The sequence below is a fragment of the Mesorhizobium sp. M4B.F.Ca.ET.143.01.1.1 genome, assembly GCF_004792275.1.
GTDB classification, from domain to species: Bacteria; Pseudomonadota; Alphaproteobacteria; order Rhizobiales; family Rhizobiaceae; genus Mesorhizobium; species Mesorhizobium abyssinicae.
In genome coordinates this window covers 43,011-61,057 of the sequence record NZ_SRSR01000022.1, presented here as the reverse complement: position 1 = coordinate 61,057, position 18,047 = coordinate 43,011, and the positions used below count along the sequence as shown (strand labels likewise).

Here is an 18,047-nt window from a genome sequence, read left to right as displayed (position 1 = left end):
GCGATCCACACACCCAGCAAGGGAATCTACCATGGTAATGAAGGCACCGGTTGCCGACGCTAGGAATGGGTCGGTAGTAGATCGGCTGGTCGGCATCGACCTCGCTCGGGGCCTGGCTGTCTTCGGGATGTATGCCGCCCATCTCGGTCCCGACCCCGGCGAAGGAGGACTAGTCGGGTTTCTGATGGAACTAACCCATGGGCGGCCGTCGGCCCTGTTTGCCGTATTGGCCGGTTTTTCAATCCTCCTGATTACAGGTCGCAAGGCGCCGAAGTCGGGGATAGCCGGTAGACAGGCCATCGCCAGAGTCGCAATTCGTGCCCTTGTTTTGCTCGCGCTTGGCTCAATCCTGGGCTGCCTCGGTACCCAGGTCGAAGTCATCCTAGAATACTACGGAATTTGCTTCTTGTTGGTATTGCCGCTCCATCGGCTCAGCGCATATCAGCTGGGCTTGATCGCTGCCGCTACGGCATTAGTTCTCCCGCAAGTCCGTTCCTCCCTTCTGTCGGTTGCCCCCAACCTCCTCGACCCGGTCTTCAACCTCATGGTCAACGGCTACTATCCCGCGGTGACCTGGGTTCCTTTCCTCATCGCTGGCATGGCCATCGCGCGCCTTAATCTTAATACGCTAGCAGCGCATTGGCGCCTTGGTCTGGCGGGGGTCGCGCTGGCCGTGTTGGGCCATGGGGGATCCTTGCTCGCGCTGAGTTCCCGCGCTTTGACTGAAACCTCCTTGTGGTGGTCTGACGTTGACGGCGCTTTTGAGCCTTCCAAGTCGTCATTTATAGTCAAGTCGTCATGGATAGCCGCACCTCATAGCGAAACGACGCTTTCGATCGTGGGCAGCACCGGTTGCGCAATGATCATCTTGGCGGCTTGCATGCTCGCTGTGGATGCGCTCCCGCGTCTGCGAAAGCTGGTCTGGCCAATAATCGCAGTCGGCTCGATGTCTTTGACGGCCTATGTGCTGCACATTGCGGGAATAGCCTATCTTATGAAGATAAACATTTTCAAAGACGAGAGCCTGTCCACGCTCTTTGGCTTCGTTGTGGTTATCAGCACTTTTGCGGTGCTTTGGCTGCGCGTCTTCCAGCGAGGACCGATGGAAGTGCTGATGGGTAGGGTCGCAGATCTCGCGCGTCACATCCGCTGAGCACCGCCGCGCCCCGGCCTCCCGATCACATTACGGACAAGGTGGGGCTTTGTCCAAAGCTTGTTCGCGGCAGGGGAGGGTACTTCCTCCCACCCTGCCGCCTTGTTGATGGAAGCTAAAACGGTCGCGCAGGCGCTAGAGTTGCATCGGCATAATCAGCTTAAACTCGCGAAGTTAAACCCGCGGTTGGTCTATCTCGGCCCGCCTCACCTGAAAGGCTAAGGTATCCGTTTCGGTCAAGGGTTTTAGGGGCCATTTTCGCTGCGCCTTGAGGAGAGCGTTTGCTAGGATGAGGAGCTTTCGCAACAAGATGATGACCTTTGCGGGTTTGCCTGCCGCCTTTAGCGCCTGGTATTTTGCCTTGAGGTCGGGGTTGAAGCGCAGGGCGAAGGGCCGGGCATGTAGAGGGCCTGGCGAACATTGGCCCGGCCGCCCAGGCGCGGCCGCTCCATTTTGCCGAGGCCGGCGAGGCTTGCGGCCTTTGGTTCCGAGTTCCGGCATGTCGATGGTGAGTGTGCAGGCGGTGGCATCCGATGCGCCATATGCTGGTCAGGATTTCGCGGCGCTGGACAGCGTCGGGATCGGCTTTCATGAGGGTAAGCATCGTCTGATCGATATCGCTGAGTTCACGTGGATCTGCTTCCAGCCACTCGTTGTTGTGGCGCCTGAGCAAGGCAAGCGGTCAAGGTCTGGCTCTGGTGCTGGCTGCGGTGCGATCCCCGCACGGGCCAGGTGCCGATCGTGTCGACGATCCACCTCGCCGCGACCAGAGAGCTGCTACTCTCTTCCGCTGTTCATTCTGGCCTCTTCGCAATGAATGTCATAAAATCACCTGTCGCAATTAATGGTTTTTGATTTGGCTCCAGCAGCTGGCAGATATCGCCGAGAGTTCCGCAGAGAGCGTCGAAAGTTTTGGCCGCCTTCTTCCGCAGCCGCGCCTTGAGTTTTGAGCAGACCTGTCTTGATCGGGTTGAGATCGGGCGAGCATGGCGGCAGGATCAGGAGCCAGTGCCCTTTGGCCAACCAGTGGGCGGCGCGTACCTTGCCGACAATCTGGGGTTCCGAACCCGACAGTTGGTTTTCAACCCGACAGTGGCCCGCCTCAGAGCAGGCTACCGCCCTTCGGAGCAGGCAGAAGCTAATCGAGGTTCGCGGGTTCCGGTTTGAATGTGCAGGTCGCTGCGCGCCTGATCTTTCGGTCTGGCGGCACATGACAAAAACCCTCATTTTGGCCGACGATACCCGGTCAGGAGCGGGTATCGCAGTCGAGAAGCGACCCGAGCACGTCCACAAGATGTGCCGAGTTTGCAAGGTGTGTCATTGTTTCTGTCAACGTTCGAGCGACAGCGCACGACGAAACGTCTGGCATACGCCTCGTCTGGCACGCGCCTCGCATATGTTGCAGTTGCTGCTGGAGATCAGGCGATCGAGTGGGCCTTGCAATTTTCCGATTTTGATGCGCCTAAAGTCTCGTGTACAAATCAGGCTGGCGTGAATGGCCTGCCTAAGTTGCGACTTATTACAAAGGAATGGATATGGCGACTGGAACGGTGAAGTGGTTCAACAGCACGAAGGGTTTTGGTTTTATTCAGCCTGACAACGGCGGTCAGGATGTCTTTGTCCACATTTCCGCTGTTGAACGAGCGGGCCTGTCGACCCTTAATGAGGGCCAGAAGATCAACTACGAGGTGGAACAGGATCGCCGCACGGGAAAGTCCTCTGCAGGCAGCCTCAGCAAGGCTGGCTAACGGTCCGGGAAAGCCTTGGCAAGGTTCGTCATCGCCGGAACGCATTGACGGCTCGAAACCCGGGCCGGAGCATGCAAGTTAATGCCGCGGCAGGGATTGCTGGAGCCATCATGAATTACTCTGGAAATGAGGCTCTTGGACGGGAAAGGCGGGGCTCATCCCCGCCCTTTGATTCCGCGCAGATTGGGCCAACGGCTGCTGCGCGTCCGAACGACTGTTGATACGGATTTAGGCTGCGACCTTCTTGCGGGTCCGTTTCGCCGGCGCCGTGGCTGGGGCTTCCGGCTCTTTCGGTTTGCGGCCGAGTCCCATGGTCTTGGCCAAGGCGGAGCGCGCAGCGGCGTAATTCGGCGCCACCATGGGATAATCCGACGGCAGACCCCATTTGGCGCGATATTCGTCTGGGGTCAGACCATAGTGCGTCGCCAGATGGCGCTTTAGCGATTTGAATTTCTTGCCGTCTTCAAGGCTAATGATGTAGTCCGGTTCGATCGACTTTTTGATCGGGACAGCAGGTTTTTTTACAGGCACAGGCTCTTCTGCCGGTATGAGTCCAGCCGTGCCGTTTAGAGCCCCGTGCACTTGGGCGATCAGGGCAGGAAGCTCCCCCGCCGGGACGGGGTTGTTGGAGACGTAGGCTGATACAACATCGGCAGTGAGCTCGATGAGGATGTCGGTCTTGTGGGGTTCTTCTGTCATAAACTTCTCCGGGCAGCTTGAAACACAGTTGGGCGAAGTGTCGCTTCATAGTGGCGGTTGCCGCTGAAAGCAAATGGATCGACGGGTGCGCTGCTCCTCCACCATTGAAGTCTCGGCGACGCATCCCGTCATCGTCCATCGCTAAAGGCAGCGTATTGAATTATGGGAGCGGTCGCGCCCGCCCCACCATAGCGATACAGCAAGACAATCAAAAAAGCCGGTCTTTGCTTGGCCCCAAATCTTTTCTCCTTTCGTGAACGCTGAGCTGCCAAGCTGCTACAGTTCACCTCGCGGGGCAACCGTGCACAACACAGGAGTCGCCCGAGCGATACATTCTTCACTTGCCGCTTATCAGCGCTGGTGATTGCACTTTGCAGCCTGCCTCCGGACCCGCAGCGCTCACGCTGTTGGTTTTGCGCCTGCAGGCGTCGGAAGTCGGATCGCCGCAGCTAATTTCCTCAGGCGGACGAATTCAACAAATCGATTGTTTGGATCGAAGGCATCCACACCATCGATGCCTCTAGAATAGGATCCAGCTACAATCACCGTGCTGTAATGGCAGGGACGGCCAGCACAAGCGCGACACGATCCGGCGGGTCCATCGCTGCGTTACGTATTCATGGCTACTGCATCGGGCGCTCGGTCGACCGCCTTAAGCCAGGTCGCCGCATTGCGAGACGGTGACCGGCGAGGGAGAGGGCGCTCTGGCAACGAAGCGAGGCGGGTGGCCTTGCGGGTGGCCGCGTGATGTCATCCGGCTCTCCTGCCGATCTCTGCCGGCCAGATCTGGAGCAACTGTTTTGCATAGATATGGCTCTCTTCAGGGGGCCATCTATGATGGGAGCCGAGCGCGTGTTCGAGCCGGGGAACAGGCTGCGCATGCACTGTGCCCACCTATTGCGATCGTGCTAACCTTGGTTGTTTGGACTTGCCGTTAAAGGCAAGCGACAGATTGAAGTTATGCTGCACCATCTGATTGCCTGGCTCGTTTTCGAGAGCTCGCCGATACAGGGCCTGTGCCGCGTCATGCCGCCCCTCAATGTCCAAAATCACGCCCTTCGCATTCAATGCACGTACGTTTCCTGGGGCTGCAACCAAGACGCTGTCGAGCACCTCAACCGCTTCGTGCGGGCGCTTCTGGCCCACCAAGGCATTTGTAAGTCGTATCGCCGCATCAACATTGTCCGGGTGCTGCTTCACCTCATCCCGCAAAGCCCGCTCTTGAACATCCTGACCAACTTCGCGCAAAATGCGTTCGCGCATAGCCGGATCGATTTGATCGGCGCTGAGCAACTCGGGGGAAGATGTCTCCTGCACGGAAAGAGCCGGCTTTTGCCAGCTGGCGCAACCGCCCAAAGGCAGAATGGCGAGTACGGCAAAAAGAAGTGAGTTCCGGCGCAGAAACATAGGCGATGGAGAAACTGTATTACTATTCATGTTATCTCTCAGTTATCGGGGAGGCGCGTGGCGTTCAGTTAGGAAAGGTGGGACTACTCTAACAATCCGCTGTTCGATCCGTGCGGGAGTGTGACGGATCCTGCGGGGCGAATTGTAAAGTCGGAGGCGAGGTCTTGATAAGACAGCACGGCGAGATCAACCCCGTTTCGCGTCAGAAAGCCGCGGACGAAACGTCGGACATCCATCGACGTCAACAGAATAGGGCGGGTTTGACCCGGTTCTGCGTTCGAAAGGACCTGACGTATCTGTGATAGCATCGCTTCGCTTTGCCGATCCTCCAGTGCGAGATAGGGGCCTGCATCCGAATCTCGAACCGCGCCACGCATCACATCCTCGCTCTCGCGCTCGACGACCAGGGCGGACACGATGCCCTCCGTGTTGGCATGGCGGTGGCAGATCTGTCGCTTCAAACCAGAACGGACATATTCCGTCAGCAGGGCAACGTTCTGCTCACGCTCGCTCCATTCGGCCAATGCCTCCAACACGAGACGGGTGTGGCGGATTGGGATACCTTCCTCCAGGAGGCGGCGCAGAACATCGGCAATCCGAGGAATCGGCGTCGTGCGTAGCACCTCTTTCACAAGCTCAGAATATTCCTGCTCCATTCGGCCCAGGAAATGTCGGGTCTCTTGGATGCCCACCAATCGCGGTGCGTAGCGGGTCAACGCTGCATGGACGCGCAAGGCGAGGAGTTCGCCGGGAGCCCTATGCTCCGTGCCGGCGCCCGTAAGGGCCTTTGCAGGGGTATGTTCAACCGGGAGTGTGTCCGTTTTCGGCTCACGTCTAAGGGGGACACCGCTCGAGTCGACGTGCGCTACATCGGCTCGGAGCGCCATCTGGTTTGGATCTAAGGCGTCCTGTTCGACTGGCACGCCCTCGACATCAATTCGGAATTGCGATTCAGGCAGCTGCTCGTCAACCAAGACAGGGATGCGAGGAACGATAATGCCCAGATCGGCTGTGACCAGGAGCGAAACGCGCCCAATATGTTTTTGCAATTCGGCTTGATCGACCGCCTGCATAAGATCTGGCGCTAGAAAAAATGCGATCGGGAATTCCTTCGCAGGCGCGGCTTGCTTAGGCTCCGCTGCAGTTCCACCTTTCGCATCGGCAGTGCCGGCGCCCAGCACATCAGCCTTGACAATGCTTACCGCAGCGAACACTGCGGCCAGCATCAGAAAGACGGGGAGGGGAAACCCAGGAACGAACCCCATTACAACCAGGACGCCGGCCGCCAGTCGCAAGGCTCGAGTGCTGGCCGTGAGCTGACTGACCATTTCTGTACCGAGGTTGATCCTCGCCGTCCCAGTCACACGGGTGACGATGGTCGCCGCAGTAATGGAGAGCAGAAGGGCCGGAATCTGCGATATCAATGCATCGCCTATCGTCAGCAGAGTGTAGTGATGCAGTACCTCGCCGAAGGACATGCCCTTGGAGAGCAGGCCGATCGAAATTCCACCCAGCATGTTGATGCAGATAACCACCAGCCCGGCGATGGAATCGCCCTTCACAAATTTCATCGCGCCGTCCATCGCGCCATAGAGTTGGCTTTCCTTCTCCAATTCGGCGCGCCGCCGGCGGGATTCGTTGGCATCGATGTGGCCGTTGCGTAGCTCTGCGTCGACCGCCATTTGCTTGCCCGGCAGAGCATCCAGCGTGAAACGCGCCGCCACTTCTGCCACCCGTTCGGCACCCTTCGCGAGGACCATGAATTGCACCATGGTGACGACCAGAAATATGACGAAACCCACCACGATATTGCCTGAAATGACGAAATCGCCAAAAGTATGAATAATGCTGCCGGCCTCCCCCTCGGCCAGGATCAGTCGCGTCGTTGCGACCGTGAGCGCGAGACGGAATACAGTGGAAATCAAAATAACGCCGGGCAAAGAGGAAAAATCAAGTGGAGTACTGACATACAGGGCAACCATCATCAGCAGTATGGCCAACCCCATATTGAATCCTATCAGGGCGTCGACCACCACGACCGGGATAGGCATGACCATCATCGCGACAGCCAGAAGCAGCGTCAACGCAACCATTAAATCCGGGCTGGCCGGCGCACGCTTGATGAAGTCACGCAGGACGTTGGCCATCGAGACACCTTTGCAATCGGTTGAGACTTACTCTGCTGTTACGCCATGAAACGTGGCTTTCGAACTCCGAAGGCGCCTCAGCCTTGGCCAGCGCGTGACCCTGCATGAGAGCCACAAGCAGGCGCGAAATGGCTGGGCAGCAAATGTTTCCAACGCAGCCAGCTTGTCAGCACCGAGCGCGACAGGATGTTTGGCTGGCCATAGAGTGCTGCTTGATGGGGCCTGCGAGCTTTCAATATTGGAGAGCAGCAATGCGGCCATTCCTGCTCAGCAGCACACGGCTGTCCTCAATACGTTCGACCACCCATCCATCAGCCAAAATGGCGCCGACAAAATACTTCTCGCTGTCGATGACAATATATGGTTGGACCCCATGCCACACAGCTTCGACCGCGATTGCGGATGGCGCCTTCTCCTCTTTGATGAGCACTCCGTTCACCAGTGTTAGAGTACCCTTGGTGCGACGATCGAACGATTGCTGAAGCTTCTGCCAGCTGATGACCGATTCAGACGTGACGGTGCCTTCGGCGGTCACAACACCCTTTGCCGACCCAATCTTGACGTCGAGAAGACCCGCTCGATCGACTTCCTCCTGCAGCTCTTGGGCCGCTGCCTCCGTAAGTTCATTGTCAGCGCGGTGACTGATCGTTCTGGACGCGACTTCAGCCCGAAGTGAATTGGGGCTCGATCCACTTGCATTGCCAAGATAGGAGATCGTGCCTGAAAGCGCGCCGATCCCGAGTGAGCTGATTATGACCATGGCGAGCACACCGATCGGTAGGCGCGGTATGCCGGTCGAACCAGGCGGCTCTGCATCCTGCACGGACAAAGCAATGGACATCTCGCCTACGAGCAGGACGACAGGAAGGGGCACAACAACGGACTGGCCTGCGGCGATATTCCGGTTGCCCTCGATACTGAGTCCGGGTGCAAGCGCCTCCAGTTCGATCGACTTGCCAAGAAGAGTTACACGAAGGTGATGCGGTGCCAGTCCCTGCTCGACAAAGACCAAATCGGCATCGAAGCCGCTGCCGATTAAACACTTTTGAAGATCCGTCTTGCCGGTCAGACCGCAATAGTGCCCCGAACGCACTTCGAAACGGAGGGAAACGGCGTCATCCACAGAGCATCTCTCAAACAGGATAGAAGCCGCATGGCAATTGCCATGCGGCTCATTTCGGGACTACGTCGCGTCAATAAGGAGACGCGCTAGGGGGCAGTCTAAAACCCGCTTCCGACATTACGAAACGCGTTCGTCGGCGGCCTTCTTGATGGTCTGGAGATTGGTCGTTAGAGTGCGCAACTGGACACTCCTTTTCGTCGCCTCCAAGCTAACATTGGTTAGTTCCTGCACTTGCGCCTGAAAAGCAGTAGCATCAGCTCCGCTTGTATTGCCGGGAGTGCCACTGTTAGTTTTATCGGTATTGCCGGCGCTACTGGTATTGGTATTGCCTGATTTTTTATTATTATCAACTGCAGCCATGATCATTCCTTTTTCTGTTGGAGTTGTGCCGTCAATAACGGCCTGTATGACCTCACGCCGGATTTCCCGCGTCAGGCATCTTCTGTGTCATCCAAAGCTTCATCGGCCTCAGCCATCGCATCGTTCGCGAATTGGAACGCGAACGATCGCAGGATACTTTGGAAGGCTTCACTTTGTGCTGCAGACTGTGAGTTGTCTTGAAGTTGATCATTTGAAACGGTCCGGTTATCCGCCCGATCGTTCCCGCCAGCTGCCTTGCCATCATTCCCACCAGCTGGCTTGCCATCATTGCCATCAGCCGGCTTGCCATCACCAGAATGCTCGGATTTCGAATCCCCATGGCCCTTTCGGATCAAGGAAGTCCCGAGGTTGCCAACTCCACTCCCAATTGCTGCTATCATCAGGTACTCCGGCATTTGCCATTGGCGGCGACGTGTTAAAGGTTAGCCTCGATCAAGCTAAGGGCGGGAGCTTTCGAGAACCTGACGGCTTTTGACAAAAACCGGCCAGCGCAAAAACGTATGCTCTGCAGGATGTTGCTCTCGCATCGAACAGTCGACCACGATCTCGGCTGTTCGGCCAATCCCGCCGTCCACGCATGCCGCGACCGAATGGCAGCCGCAGCAGCTCGTTTGCATCCTCGATGCTGTGGTGTCGAACAGGAGACACGGTCCACGTGCTGCATGACCGCAATGACCGTATTCTTGCTGGCTCCACGGGCGCACGCAACGAGCAGGAACTCGGTCTTTGCATCACCATTCTCTCGCCTGCACATCACGGCCCGGCGCGGTGAGCTCATTGGCTTCGAGAAGGTCGGCGACCGTACGGACATGGGATGGTCTGCCGGCTTTGGGAGGCCGGTGCGGATCCTCTTCTCACCATATCGAAAGCTTGAAGCGGTCGGATTTTCTTGCCCTGTTCGTGAGAACTCCCATCGTCAGCTAATCGTCAGCCAAGCGGTCTATCTAGGCCGGCCGTGCCTGACCTTCGGATCCAAAGGTCCCGTCTCGACACTTTTTGTAACTATAGATCGAAATGGTCCGCGTGATACGCAACGCACACGCTTCTCTGAAGCAAATGTGTGACTTTGTCGGTGGCGAACGAGAGGAGTGACGCATCAATAAAATCGTCAGGCACGTGTCTAGGAAGGGGAGCTAGCCGAGTTGGTCTGATTTCATTCGCTGTTCCTGGAAATCGGCGGACTGAAGCGCTGATAATCTCAGGACATCGATGGCAACGTTGCGAAAGTCCTGTGAGCTCGGGCCAATCTTGGCCTGCTACTGAGAAGCACTTTGGCGGGAACATTACGCCGTCGCGGGTCTGGCTGACCGTGACGTTAACCGAAAGATGCCGCTGGTCTCGTCAGCCGCCAGCACAATAGCAGCACATTCTCGCCTACTACGGAGACGCAATATGAAGGGCATTGGCCGACCACGGAAATCGCAGGCTGAAACTGGAGCCAGCCGCGCGGGGCGGGCGAGCAGTTCCCTTTCGCAATCAAGTCTTGCTGCGGGAGAAGGTGGACAGTCATTCGATTCCGTTGTGGAGCAGATGCGCTCTGGGGACGCCGATAGGAGGCCCTCCTCCCTTCCAGTTGCGCGCGGTCCAGGCGATGCCCGCGAAAGTCTGCCAGGCGCCTCGATTGGCGAAGATCAAATCCTGAACACACCGCGACGTGGAGCCGCTGCGCCACCACGCGGAACCGTAGCGCCACGTGGCGCAGCCGCAAGGCGGCGCGGTTCTCCCTCCATGTCTGAGGGCGAAGCCATGGCGCCGGTCGGTAGCCAACTATCAACCGCGCAGGTGGAAGGCACCAGCTCATCGTCAAATGAAGATATCAGTCCGACACAGCTCAGAATGAACAGTCTTGTTCAACAACTGACTGATTGCGAGGCTGCGGCCAGGAAAACCGACGTCCCCGAGGAGGCGGTGGAGCTGATCAGTCGGGTCGTCGATGCAGCCTCAGCAATTCTGGAGTACCGCGCTAGCCTGCCTGCGGCTGAGGCGCAGACAATTATGCCAGACGACAAGGTGCGTAGATGTTGCCAGATCGTGTGCGACGCCGCGAATGAAGTAGACAAACTTGGCCTGTCGACGATCACGAAATTGGACAAAAAGACCAAGAAAGCGGCAGGTATGGTCGATAAACTCTACTCCTACTCCCAGGCGGACCGGCAGGAGCTGTTGATTTTAAATGTGGAGAACCACCATACGGCGGCAATTAAGTGGTGGGAAAAAAAGGCATGGCGCTCCGAACGGCAGCGATCCGCCTGCGCTGCCACCGCTAGCCTATCCAGTGGAACGCCCGTGATGCGGGAAGCCGAGCGGTGCGCACTGCGGCTGCGTGCCGGCTCGGTACTGAGTGTCAGGATCTGGCTGGTCCGTGAGCGGATCGGTCTTGCGCGGGCCAAGATTGAACTGCGGGCGAGCAGGTTCGAGCCAGATTTGAAGGAACTCCTCGTCGGTCGAAATGGAGTGGTGCAGCTGATGGCAAGCGCCGCTCAAGAAGCTCTTCGCGCCCTCTCTTTGGCGAAGGGCATAATGGATGATGGCAAAACACTCAACGCTCATGATTGCGCGGTTGTAGAAAAAATCATGGAGCGGCTTTCGGATTTTGGATTGGCGTTGCACGAGGTGCATACCAAGCTAAGCCATACCTACCCAGATGCCGGCCTCCCATTGAAACTGTTCGAACGGATCGTGGACGATGCATGGATCACTGCGCACGATGCCATGCACTTGTTGAACCTGCAGTCTCCGCCGTCAGCCATCATGGCGCCACAGGCCCAGGCGGGCGCTGCGATGCCGGCCAGGGCAGGCGCTGCGATACCGGCTGGCACTGCTGGTACGGCTGCAGTGTCAGAAGGCACTACAGCGCGAAGGAAAGGGAAGTCAAAGCATAAGTCGGCAGCTCGCGCCGGGACTTCTGCCGCCGGGCAGCCATCAACACCAGTCGCTGCGAACGCCGGCACAGTGCCAGCAGCCAAGGTTCTCGCGCGCTCGGATCAAGTTGCGAGTACACAGGTGAGAGCGCAAGAGGTGGCTGCGAGTTCGTCGGGGGCAGGCTCGACAATCGGGGGCGCCGCGTTGTCAATGGAGGTATTGACGGAGCGGCTCAAACGATTGGACGAACTTTTGCAGTTCGATCTGGCCGGTCAGCAAAGCGTCGTCTCCCAAGTGCGCCAGATGAAGCCTGAGGAGGCCGGTAAGGTCGTGGACGATGTGGCCCAGTACCTGCGAGCCCAGGCCATTGAGATGCAAACCTGTCTCGCCGGGTTGCAGGGGCGTAATGTACGCCTGCTACTCACCTCCACCCAGCTACCCAAAGTGCACGAACGCACAGACCAGCTCAAAGGGTTGCTGAACATGGTGCTGGGACAGGCCAACGCATTGAATGAAGGAAAAGCCGGCATTACGACTGATTGCATGAAGACCTACGCATTTCCGGCGCAAAAATACCTGGAACATTTGTGCAATGCCGACGAATTGATGCCGCCGGAGGCACCGGTCGCGCTGCGTGGCGAGCCAGGAAAGCTGTTTGAGATGAAGCTGCAGCCCAAGATGCTGGTCAATGGTGCGATGCCGAGCCCGATGTGGGTGCACATCCACACGAGTCGCCCCGTCATGGCCAGAAACTTGGAAGGGCTGGCTGATTCCGAATTCACCGCTTGCCACGTTAAATCCAACGAACAGCGCGGCTACAATCGAGAGCGAGAGGAAGCCGATGCTAGGTCCGGTCGCGAGAAGGTCATAATTCATCGCGGCAAACTCACCCCCGCTTTCTGTAAGTCCTTGTTGACCTCAGGGCTTGGCCGCCAACCACGCCATTCGCGTGCCGAGCTCCCGTCGGCGCAGGCTGCATGACAGGGCACTCAGAATGCGGCCGGCCACGCTGTGAGTCAGCGAGCATTTCTCCTGGCCAAACCGCGAATGCCGCTGCGCGAGTTGCGGTCCGGCGATTGGAGTCGATCGGCTACCGTCAGGGCCGATTTGCGATGTCGCGTTACCGGCTGTTGACGTGGCGGCGTATCTTGCCTCCCATCCAACTTATCGCCGAGATCGCGCCGCCAAGATCGAGGCGGAAGGTCTTCCTGCGAGCGCGGAGCAGGCATAGCCGATCCGATCGGGATCGGCGCATCGCAACGACCCAACGGTGTGGTGGAGAAAATTGGATTCGGGAGAGCTCGGTTCCAAGAGGCGGAGTTCCGGCCCGAATACAAACCGCTCGCAAGCACCCACGATGCGCATCCGCAGTTTATTGTCTGGGAGATGGGCTGGATTGCTCGGCGGCGCTGGCGCTAAGGCGGGGCTGTCGCCGGACAATTAGCATTCACTGCCAACAGCCTTGCAACCGTCACCAGTTGCAAGGCTCGGCGGCGGGTCGACAAATCACATGAAATCGTCGTCGGACCCGCTATCGCTGCTGTCGCTATCCTCGGTTTTGTGGAGATAGAGTGGAGGTTTGCCTGCACGCTGCCACTCACCGGCACTGTTCTTCGTCCATTTGTCGGGATGCTGCGTAGGGTCAAGCACCAGGTCGCCATGATCCACTTCAACAAACCCCATCGTCTGCGCGCGCGCTTGTGCTTCCGGATTAGCCGCACGCCAATTCAGCAACGGTCGGTCGCCGTCTATCCGAAGTTGATGCTCCAGCAGAATATCGCCCGCATTTTCGACGAGCGGATGGGCGACTTGAAGATCCACTATGGAAGTGACCTCAGTTCGACCAGGAAATTGTTCCCGCCAACTTTCCGATTCGAACTCGTTCATGCTGAATCCGCCTTCCATTCTCAGCAGTCCGGCACTCCGGTCTCCCAATTGGTAACTGAAATATCGCGCGTGCTCCGTATCTCGACGGATGCCATATTGCTGAGCAACGTCCGCGGTGCGCCTGGCTCGTGACGATACGAACTCCGAATACTCTTGAGGATTGTCGGCGATGTGCGTGATTTCATCACCATGAAATTGCCTCACCTGTCTCCTGAAGGAAGTCCTGTTGATCTCCACCACAGGAGGTCGGGAATTGAGGGAGTATGCTTGGGGAGCCGCCGATGATGAGGCGCCGCTACCTTCCGATCCGGATAAGTGCATTCGGGCAAATGTGTCCGCGAACCCTTCGCTTCCTGCATCCGATTGCTCGCCGGCATTATGCGCGCGGTAACTATCGGATGAGCCACCAATTCGACCATACATGACGATTCGTACTCCTATGTTTCGCAACCGAGCTCAAGTTAGCACGGCTGTTCAACATAGGGCGCTTAGTTGACGACTAGCTGACGAGGGCATTCCAACGGCTGCACCAATCAAATCCGCACTGCCGGCCTCAAAACCTCGGACTGCGCCACGCACCGGCCAGCAGAGGCTGCAAGGTCATGCCCGGAGGACTTGCCGTAGTTGCTGGGTGGCAGATCCGAGGGGAGTGATTGCCCCAGGCCCGCGGTTGCGCGGTTGGCCTGACAGAGACACTGGGGCACGGATGGCCAGCCGACATTTGCCACTAGCATGGAGCCAGGTCAGTTTTGAACTGGGCAGTCGTGGACTTCCAATGACTAGGCCAAGCCTGCGGCAAAGAATGCTTTCGCGACAGGCTGGAAATATTGCATAGGAACCGCGTGGCCGAGTTTTGTAGTGCCTATCAGCTGACGCGCTAAGACATGGTCATGGACGATCGTCAGGCGTAGTGCCCGCGCCTCGCTCAACACATGTGAAACGCGCTCACCTTCGGCACGGCAAACTAAGAACGGCACCCCGGTTTCACCGCGAACGTAACGCAGACCGATCAGGACCGCCCTTCCTGTTAAGACCAGCGTGGCGCGATGCACGCCAAGCGCAGGCTCGTCGGCCGCCTCCTCGCGGATGCGACGCTGTTCACCTTTCAACTCTGGCGCTCCTTGCTGATCCTTCGACTCGCGCGTCACTTCGGTATTGGTCATGCGCATTTCGCGCAGATACAACGCGCGCTGGAGCAGAAGATCGATCAGTCCGCCGACCAGCAGTGCGCCGGCGCCAATTCCCATCAGCAATTTTGTCTCCATAAAGATGAGGCCAACACAGCCCATGCCGCAGATCGGCAGAGGGACCATTGTCTTCCACATCCCGAGAAGGACAATGGAAAAGGTTGCGCTGAGAACCAATACCTTGAACATGGTCTTGCAGACTTCGACCATGGAACGAGCAGACCCCAAGCGCTTCAGCCCTTCAAAGGGGTCAATTTTCTTAAAGCTGAGCTTCATCGGCTCCAGAGAGAAGACAAATCCACCATTGGCTAGCAGGCTGGCCAAAATCACCGCGGCGACAAGGGTTCCAAGCAGCGGGCCAACAGCCGCGACTGTGAGTTGGACGAGCACAACCAATGCCTGCGGCACCGCGGTATCGAAAGGTAGGCTCTGCAACTTGGTGGCTAATAGGAGCGCTTCCCGGCATTTGTCCTCGATCACGCTGCCTCTTAGCCAAAGGTAGCCGAGCCCAGCGCAAGTCCCGACCGCGCGGACGAAATCGGAGCTACGTGGCAGCTGTCCTTTTTTGCGCGCTTCACTTAACTTCTTCGGGCTGGCGGCGTGTGTCTTCTCTTCACTTGTGTCGCTCATGGCAGCAATTTGTCGAACCACTCCAGCACGCCGTTGGCACGTGTGACCTCCAGTTTCATGCTCTCCACCAGATAGGCAGCGTAGGTGACCATGAGAACTGGAAAGACAATGTTCTTGATTGCCGGAGACAGTTGGCTCGCCTTAAATTGCGGGGCAAAGCGACGCAGCAGCATCATCGATATATCAATCAGTATCAGGAAGAACACGACAGGCCCCGATACCAATAATGCCGTGCGCATTATGCTGTCGAGAAGCCCCAACAACTCCATTGCTCCTGGCCCACTCAGTGTCGGGTGAAACTGATACACCGGCCAGATCAAGTAGCTGCGGTACAGGACACTGATCAAAGTTTCCAGGCCTCCTGATCCGACGAATATGGCAATCGCAGTGATCCCCAGAAAAACGCCCATCGCGGAAGCCTGACTGTTCGTCGCGGGATCGGCCGAAGCGGTCGGGCTGCTGATGCCGCGTTGGTTGTCGATAAGCTCCCCGGCAGCCTGAAGGCCCCAAAGCGGAATGCCAAGAAAAGTGCCAAGGAGTACACCGACAAAAACTTCCTTGAATCCGAGCAGGGTTAGCTGGATCAGGCGCGTATCAGGATCCAGCGCCGGCAATCCGCCGCTGACGTGTGCCAGGCATGGTAGTGCGAAGCCAACAGCCAAACAGCCCCGGATCAGCCCACTGATCTGCGAGCGTGTGAATACGGGAAAGATCAGCATGATGCCCATCGCGCGGGCTGCCCCAAGACCTGCCGCAACGACGAGTTCGAGAGCCGTCTGGATCAGAATTTGAATATCGGCCGATGGCGCGTCCATGGGGCGGACTAGTAGCTAAGTGTCATTGCGGGAAACTCGGTGAAGATCTGATCGGCTAGCTCTATGAGCGGGGCGCTTAGCACAGGAGCAAACAGCCCAATCACCGCGACAACGACCAGAAGCTTCACGGTGAGCGGCAAGCTTTCATCCTGGATCTGCGTCGCCGCCTGGAGGATGCCGATGACGAGGCCGACAACCACTGATGCAATGAGCGGCGGTAGAATCCAGATCATGAAAACCACCAGTGATTGGCTCATAAGAGTAATGATGCTGGATTCAGTGATGATCAGCCTCCCGGTAACGTATAACTCAGCACAAGCCCATGCATCAATTTTGACCAACCATCAATGGCAACAAACAAGAAGATCTTGAACGGGACAGATATAACAGTTGGTGAGACCATCGACATACCCATTGCCATCAAGATAGTTGTCACTATCAGATCTATAACAATAAAAGGCAGATAAAGTAGAAATCCTATCTCAAATCCGCGCTTCAATTCTGATAGCAAGAAAGATGGTACAAGTATTGCAAAGTCATCAGGCGTGGCTGCAGCGTGCATTTCCTCTGGCCAGACCTTTTCTGTCGAAGATAGGAAAAATCGCCGCTGCTCTTCATTTGTGAATTTCTTGAGATGCTCGCGCAAGGGCTCACTTCCGGCTTTAGCGGCGCTTACCCAGTCGTCGAATGTCTGATAGTGGAGCTTGGGATCCGACATGCGGTCATAGGTCTGCTCAGCAACGGGCGCACTAACGAACATAGTGAGGATCATCGCCGCGGCGTACAGCACCACATTGGGTGGTATGGTCTGGGTCCCGAGCGCATTGCGGACGAGGAAAAGAACAATTGATACCTTTACAAAGGCCGTTGTCGTGGCAACTGCTAAAACCAGCAGACCGAGTCCGGCGGTAACCGCAAGAAGCGCCAGGATTGTCGGCTGAGCTTCACTCATTGCATGCAAACCCGCCACGGAGCCTGATGCCCAGCTCTTCTCCGATGCGGACAATGTCGCCACGCCCGATACGCTGACCATTGGCCACTATGTCGACCGGGCCGTCGATCGGCCATCCAAGTTCAAAAATATGCCCTTCGCCGGCACTTCTTAATTCCCCAAGAGAAATAGGCCAGCGGCCGCATTCAAAGACAAGCACGATCTCGACATCGTCGAGATCCTTAGTAAGCTCCAGTTGCGATCCGGGTTGTGTCATATGCGCACTCTCCAAAGGACACGGTCGCGGGCGGAAAGGCCCCCGCAAGATTAATTCATCGCCGTCAAGATCCGCCTCGGCGCACAACTGGCCGACAGCTAGGGTGATCTGGCCGCGGCCGAACGGCGCAATATCGGGCAACAATGCATCACCGACACATGCGCTTCGAAGAAGCGCCGCAGGAAGGCGAAGCGTGCCGACCTCTCCTGCAACAATGAGCGGGAGCTCTGGAGGCAGCCCGCCCAGCTGCCGCGGCAACTGGGCAAGCAGTTCGCCTAGCGCGCGAAACGCAGGCGGTACTAAGCCGTCAAGTGGCGTGAACAGGAATAGACGGCCCTTGCCCTTGACCGCGCCGAAAATGATGTCGAGTTCAAGATGAGGAGCCAGCATCGTGGCTTCGCATACCCGCACGAGTTGCACGTTCAGACGCGTCGTCTCCTCCAGTCGAGTGACAAGCGGCTCCAGAGCGAGTTCGAGAATTAGCGAAGCAGTTGGCTCGGAAGGGAAGGCCAAGCCGTTCTGCACTGTCGTGATGAACTCCTCTACGAGCGGGCGCGACAGTGACAAGATGACCGTTTCGGCTCCCACTCTCCAGACGCAGTCAAGCATCGGAATGGCAGCAGGTTCCTGCTGCCAGACAAGCCCTGCCGTTCGCACCGATAGCGGCACCTCGTTGATCCGGCTTTGAAACGGCGTGCGCGGCGCTGCTGTATCATTGAGCCACGAGACAACCGTGTGGGACAGTTTCAGAACTGGTTCGAACATGGCGGGTGTGACCGCAGCGCCTATCAAAGACTGCA

General features: G+C 57.5%; 15 protein-coding genes and 1 pseudogene. 3 read left to right on the top strand and 13 right to left on the bottom strand.

Translation table 11 applies throughout. The features are described 5' to 3' along the window. Positions 1–31 precede the first annotated feature (31 nt). Complete coding sequence (locus EN786_RS32580; RefSeq protein WP_024505387.1) at positions 32–1,153, top strand: DUF418 domain-containing protein; 1,122 nt, start codon at positions 32–34, stop codon at positions 1,151–1,153. 794 nt (positions 1,154–1,947) lie between these two features. On the opposite strand, the pseudogene EN786_RS38960 reads toward EN786_RS32580, so the two are convergent. Further along, a pseudogene (locus EN786_RS38960) lies at positions 1,948–2,164 on the bottom strand (transposase); the annotation flags it as partial. A 524-nt stretch (positions 2,165–2,688) separates the two neighbouring features. Between EN786_RS38960 and EN786_RS32575 the strand changes: the two are divergent. Then, positions 2,689–2,901, top strand: coding sequence for a cold-shock protein (locus EN786_RS32575; protein ID WP_008874821.1), 213 nt, complete (start codon positions 2,689–2,691; stop codon positions 2,899–2,901). Between the two features lie 228 nt (positions 2,902–3,129). Here the strand turns inward: EN786_RS32575 and EN786_RS32570 are convergent, their stop codons facing one another. The 6 genes from EN786_RS32570 to EN786_RS32545 form a co-directional block, all read right to left on the bottom strand. After that, positions 3,130–3,600 (bottom strand): MucR family transcriptional regulator, encoded by a 471-nt coding sequence (locus tag EN786_RS32570; protein ID WP_024505385.1) that lies wholly within the window; start codon positions 3,598–3,600, stop codon positions 3,130–3,132. A gap of 894 nt (positions 3,601–4,494) precedes the next feature. Next, the gene (locus EN786_RS32565) at positions 4,495–5,037 is read right to left on the bottom strand and encodes a tetratricopeptide repeat protein (protein ID WP_081714429.1); all 543 of its coding nucleotides are present in this window, start codon (positions 5,035–5,037) and stop codon (positions 4,495–4,497) included. 53 nt (positions 5,038–5,090) lie between these two features. Next, positions 5,091–7,154, bottom strand: a complete 2,064-nt coding sequence (gene sctV / locus EN786_RS32560) for a type III secretion system export apparatus subunit SctV (RefSeq protein WP_135909601.1) — start codon at positions 7,152–7,154, stop codon at positions 5,091–5,093. 232 nt (positions 7,155–7,386) lie between these two features. Beyond that, on the bottom strand, positions 7,387–8,277 hold the full coding sequence (locus EN786_RS32555) for a hypothetical protein (protein WP_024505382.1): 891 nt from the start codon (positions 8,275–8,277) through the stop codon (positions 7,387–7,389). Between the two features lie 117 nt (positions 8,278–8,394). Then, positions 8,395–8,637 carry a nodulation protein NopA gene (locus tag EN786_RS38955; protein WP_224570034.1) on the bottom strand — a complete coding sequence of 81 codons (243 nt, stop codon included), beginning with the start codon at positions 8,635–8,637 and terminating at the stop codon, positions 8,395–8,397. Positions 8,638–8,708: 71 nt separating this feature from the next. Then, positions 8,709–9,038 (bottom strand): hypothetical protein, encoded by a 330-nt coding sequence (locus tag EN786_RS32545; protein WP_081714433.1) that lies wholly within the window; start codon positions 9,036–9,038, stop codon positions 8,709–8,711. A gap of 1,348 nt (positions 9,039–10,386) precedes the next feature. Here EN786_RS32545 and EN786_RS32540 point away from each other — a divergent pair. Further along, positions 10,387–12,501, top strand: coding sequence for a hypothetical protein (locus EN786_RS32540; RefSeq protein ID WP_245454733.1), 2,115 nt, complete (start codon positions 10,387–10,389; stop codon positions 12,499–12,501). Positions 12,502–13,026: 525 nt separating this feature from the next. On the opposite strand, the gene EN786_RS32535 is transcribed toward EN786_RS32540, so the two are convergent. From EN786_RS32535 to sctQ, 6 genes are all read right to left on the bottom strand, one after another. Continuing rightward, a complete protein-coding gene (locus EN786_RS32535) occupies positions 13,027–13,830 on the bottom strand; it encodes a hypothetical protein (RefSeq protein ID WP_024505378.1) in 804 nt (267 codons plus the stop codon). A gap of 356 nt (positions 13,831–14,186) precedes the next feature. Next, on the bottom strand, positions 14,187–15,224 hold the full coding sequence (locus EN786_RS32530) for an EscU/YscU/HrcU family type III secretion system export apparatus switch protein (protein ID WP_024505377.1): 1,038 nt from the start codon (positions 15,222–15,224) through the stop codon (positions 14,187–14,189). Then, positions 15,221–16,039, bottom strand: a complete 819-nt coding sequence (gene sctT, locus EN786_RS32525; protein WP_024505376.1) for a type III secretion system export apparatus subunit SctT — start codon at positions 16,037–16,039, stop codon at positions 15,221–15,223. The genes EN786_RS32530 and sctT overlap by 4 nt, the downstream gene beginning before the upstream one ends. 8 nt (positions 16,040–16,047) lie before the next feature. Then, positions 16,048–16,323, bottom strand: a complete 276-nt coding sequence (locus EN786_RS32520) for an EscS/YscS/HrcS family type III secretion system export apparatus protein (RefSeq protein ID WP_024505375.1) — start codon at positions 16,321–16,323, stop codon at positions 16,048–16,050. 2 nt (positions 16,324–16,325) lie between these two features. Beyond that, positions 16,326–16,991, bottom strand: coding sequence for a type III secretion system export apparatus subunit SctR (sctR, locus tag EN786_RS32515; RefSeq protein WP_029354851.1), 666 nt, complete (start codon positions 16,989–16,991; stop codon positions 16,326–16,328). Next, entirely contained in the window at positions 16,984–18,012 is a 1,029-nt protein-coding gene (gene sctQ / locus EN786_RS32510; RefSeq protein WP_095769044.1) for a type III secretion system cytoplasmic ring protein SctQ, read from the bottom strand. Before sctQ ends, sctR begins: the two co-directional genes overlap by 8 nt. Between the last annotated feature and the right edge of the window lie 35 nt (positions 18,013–18,047).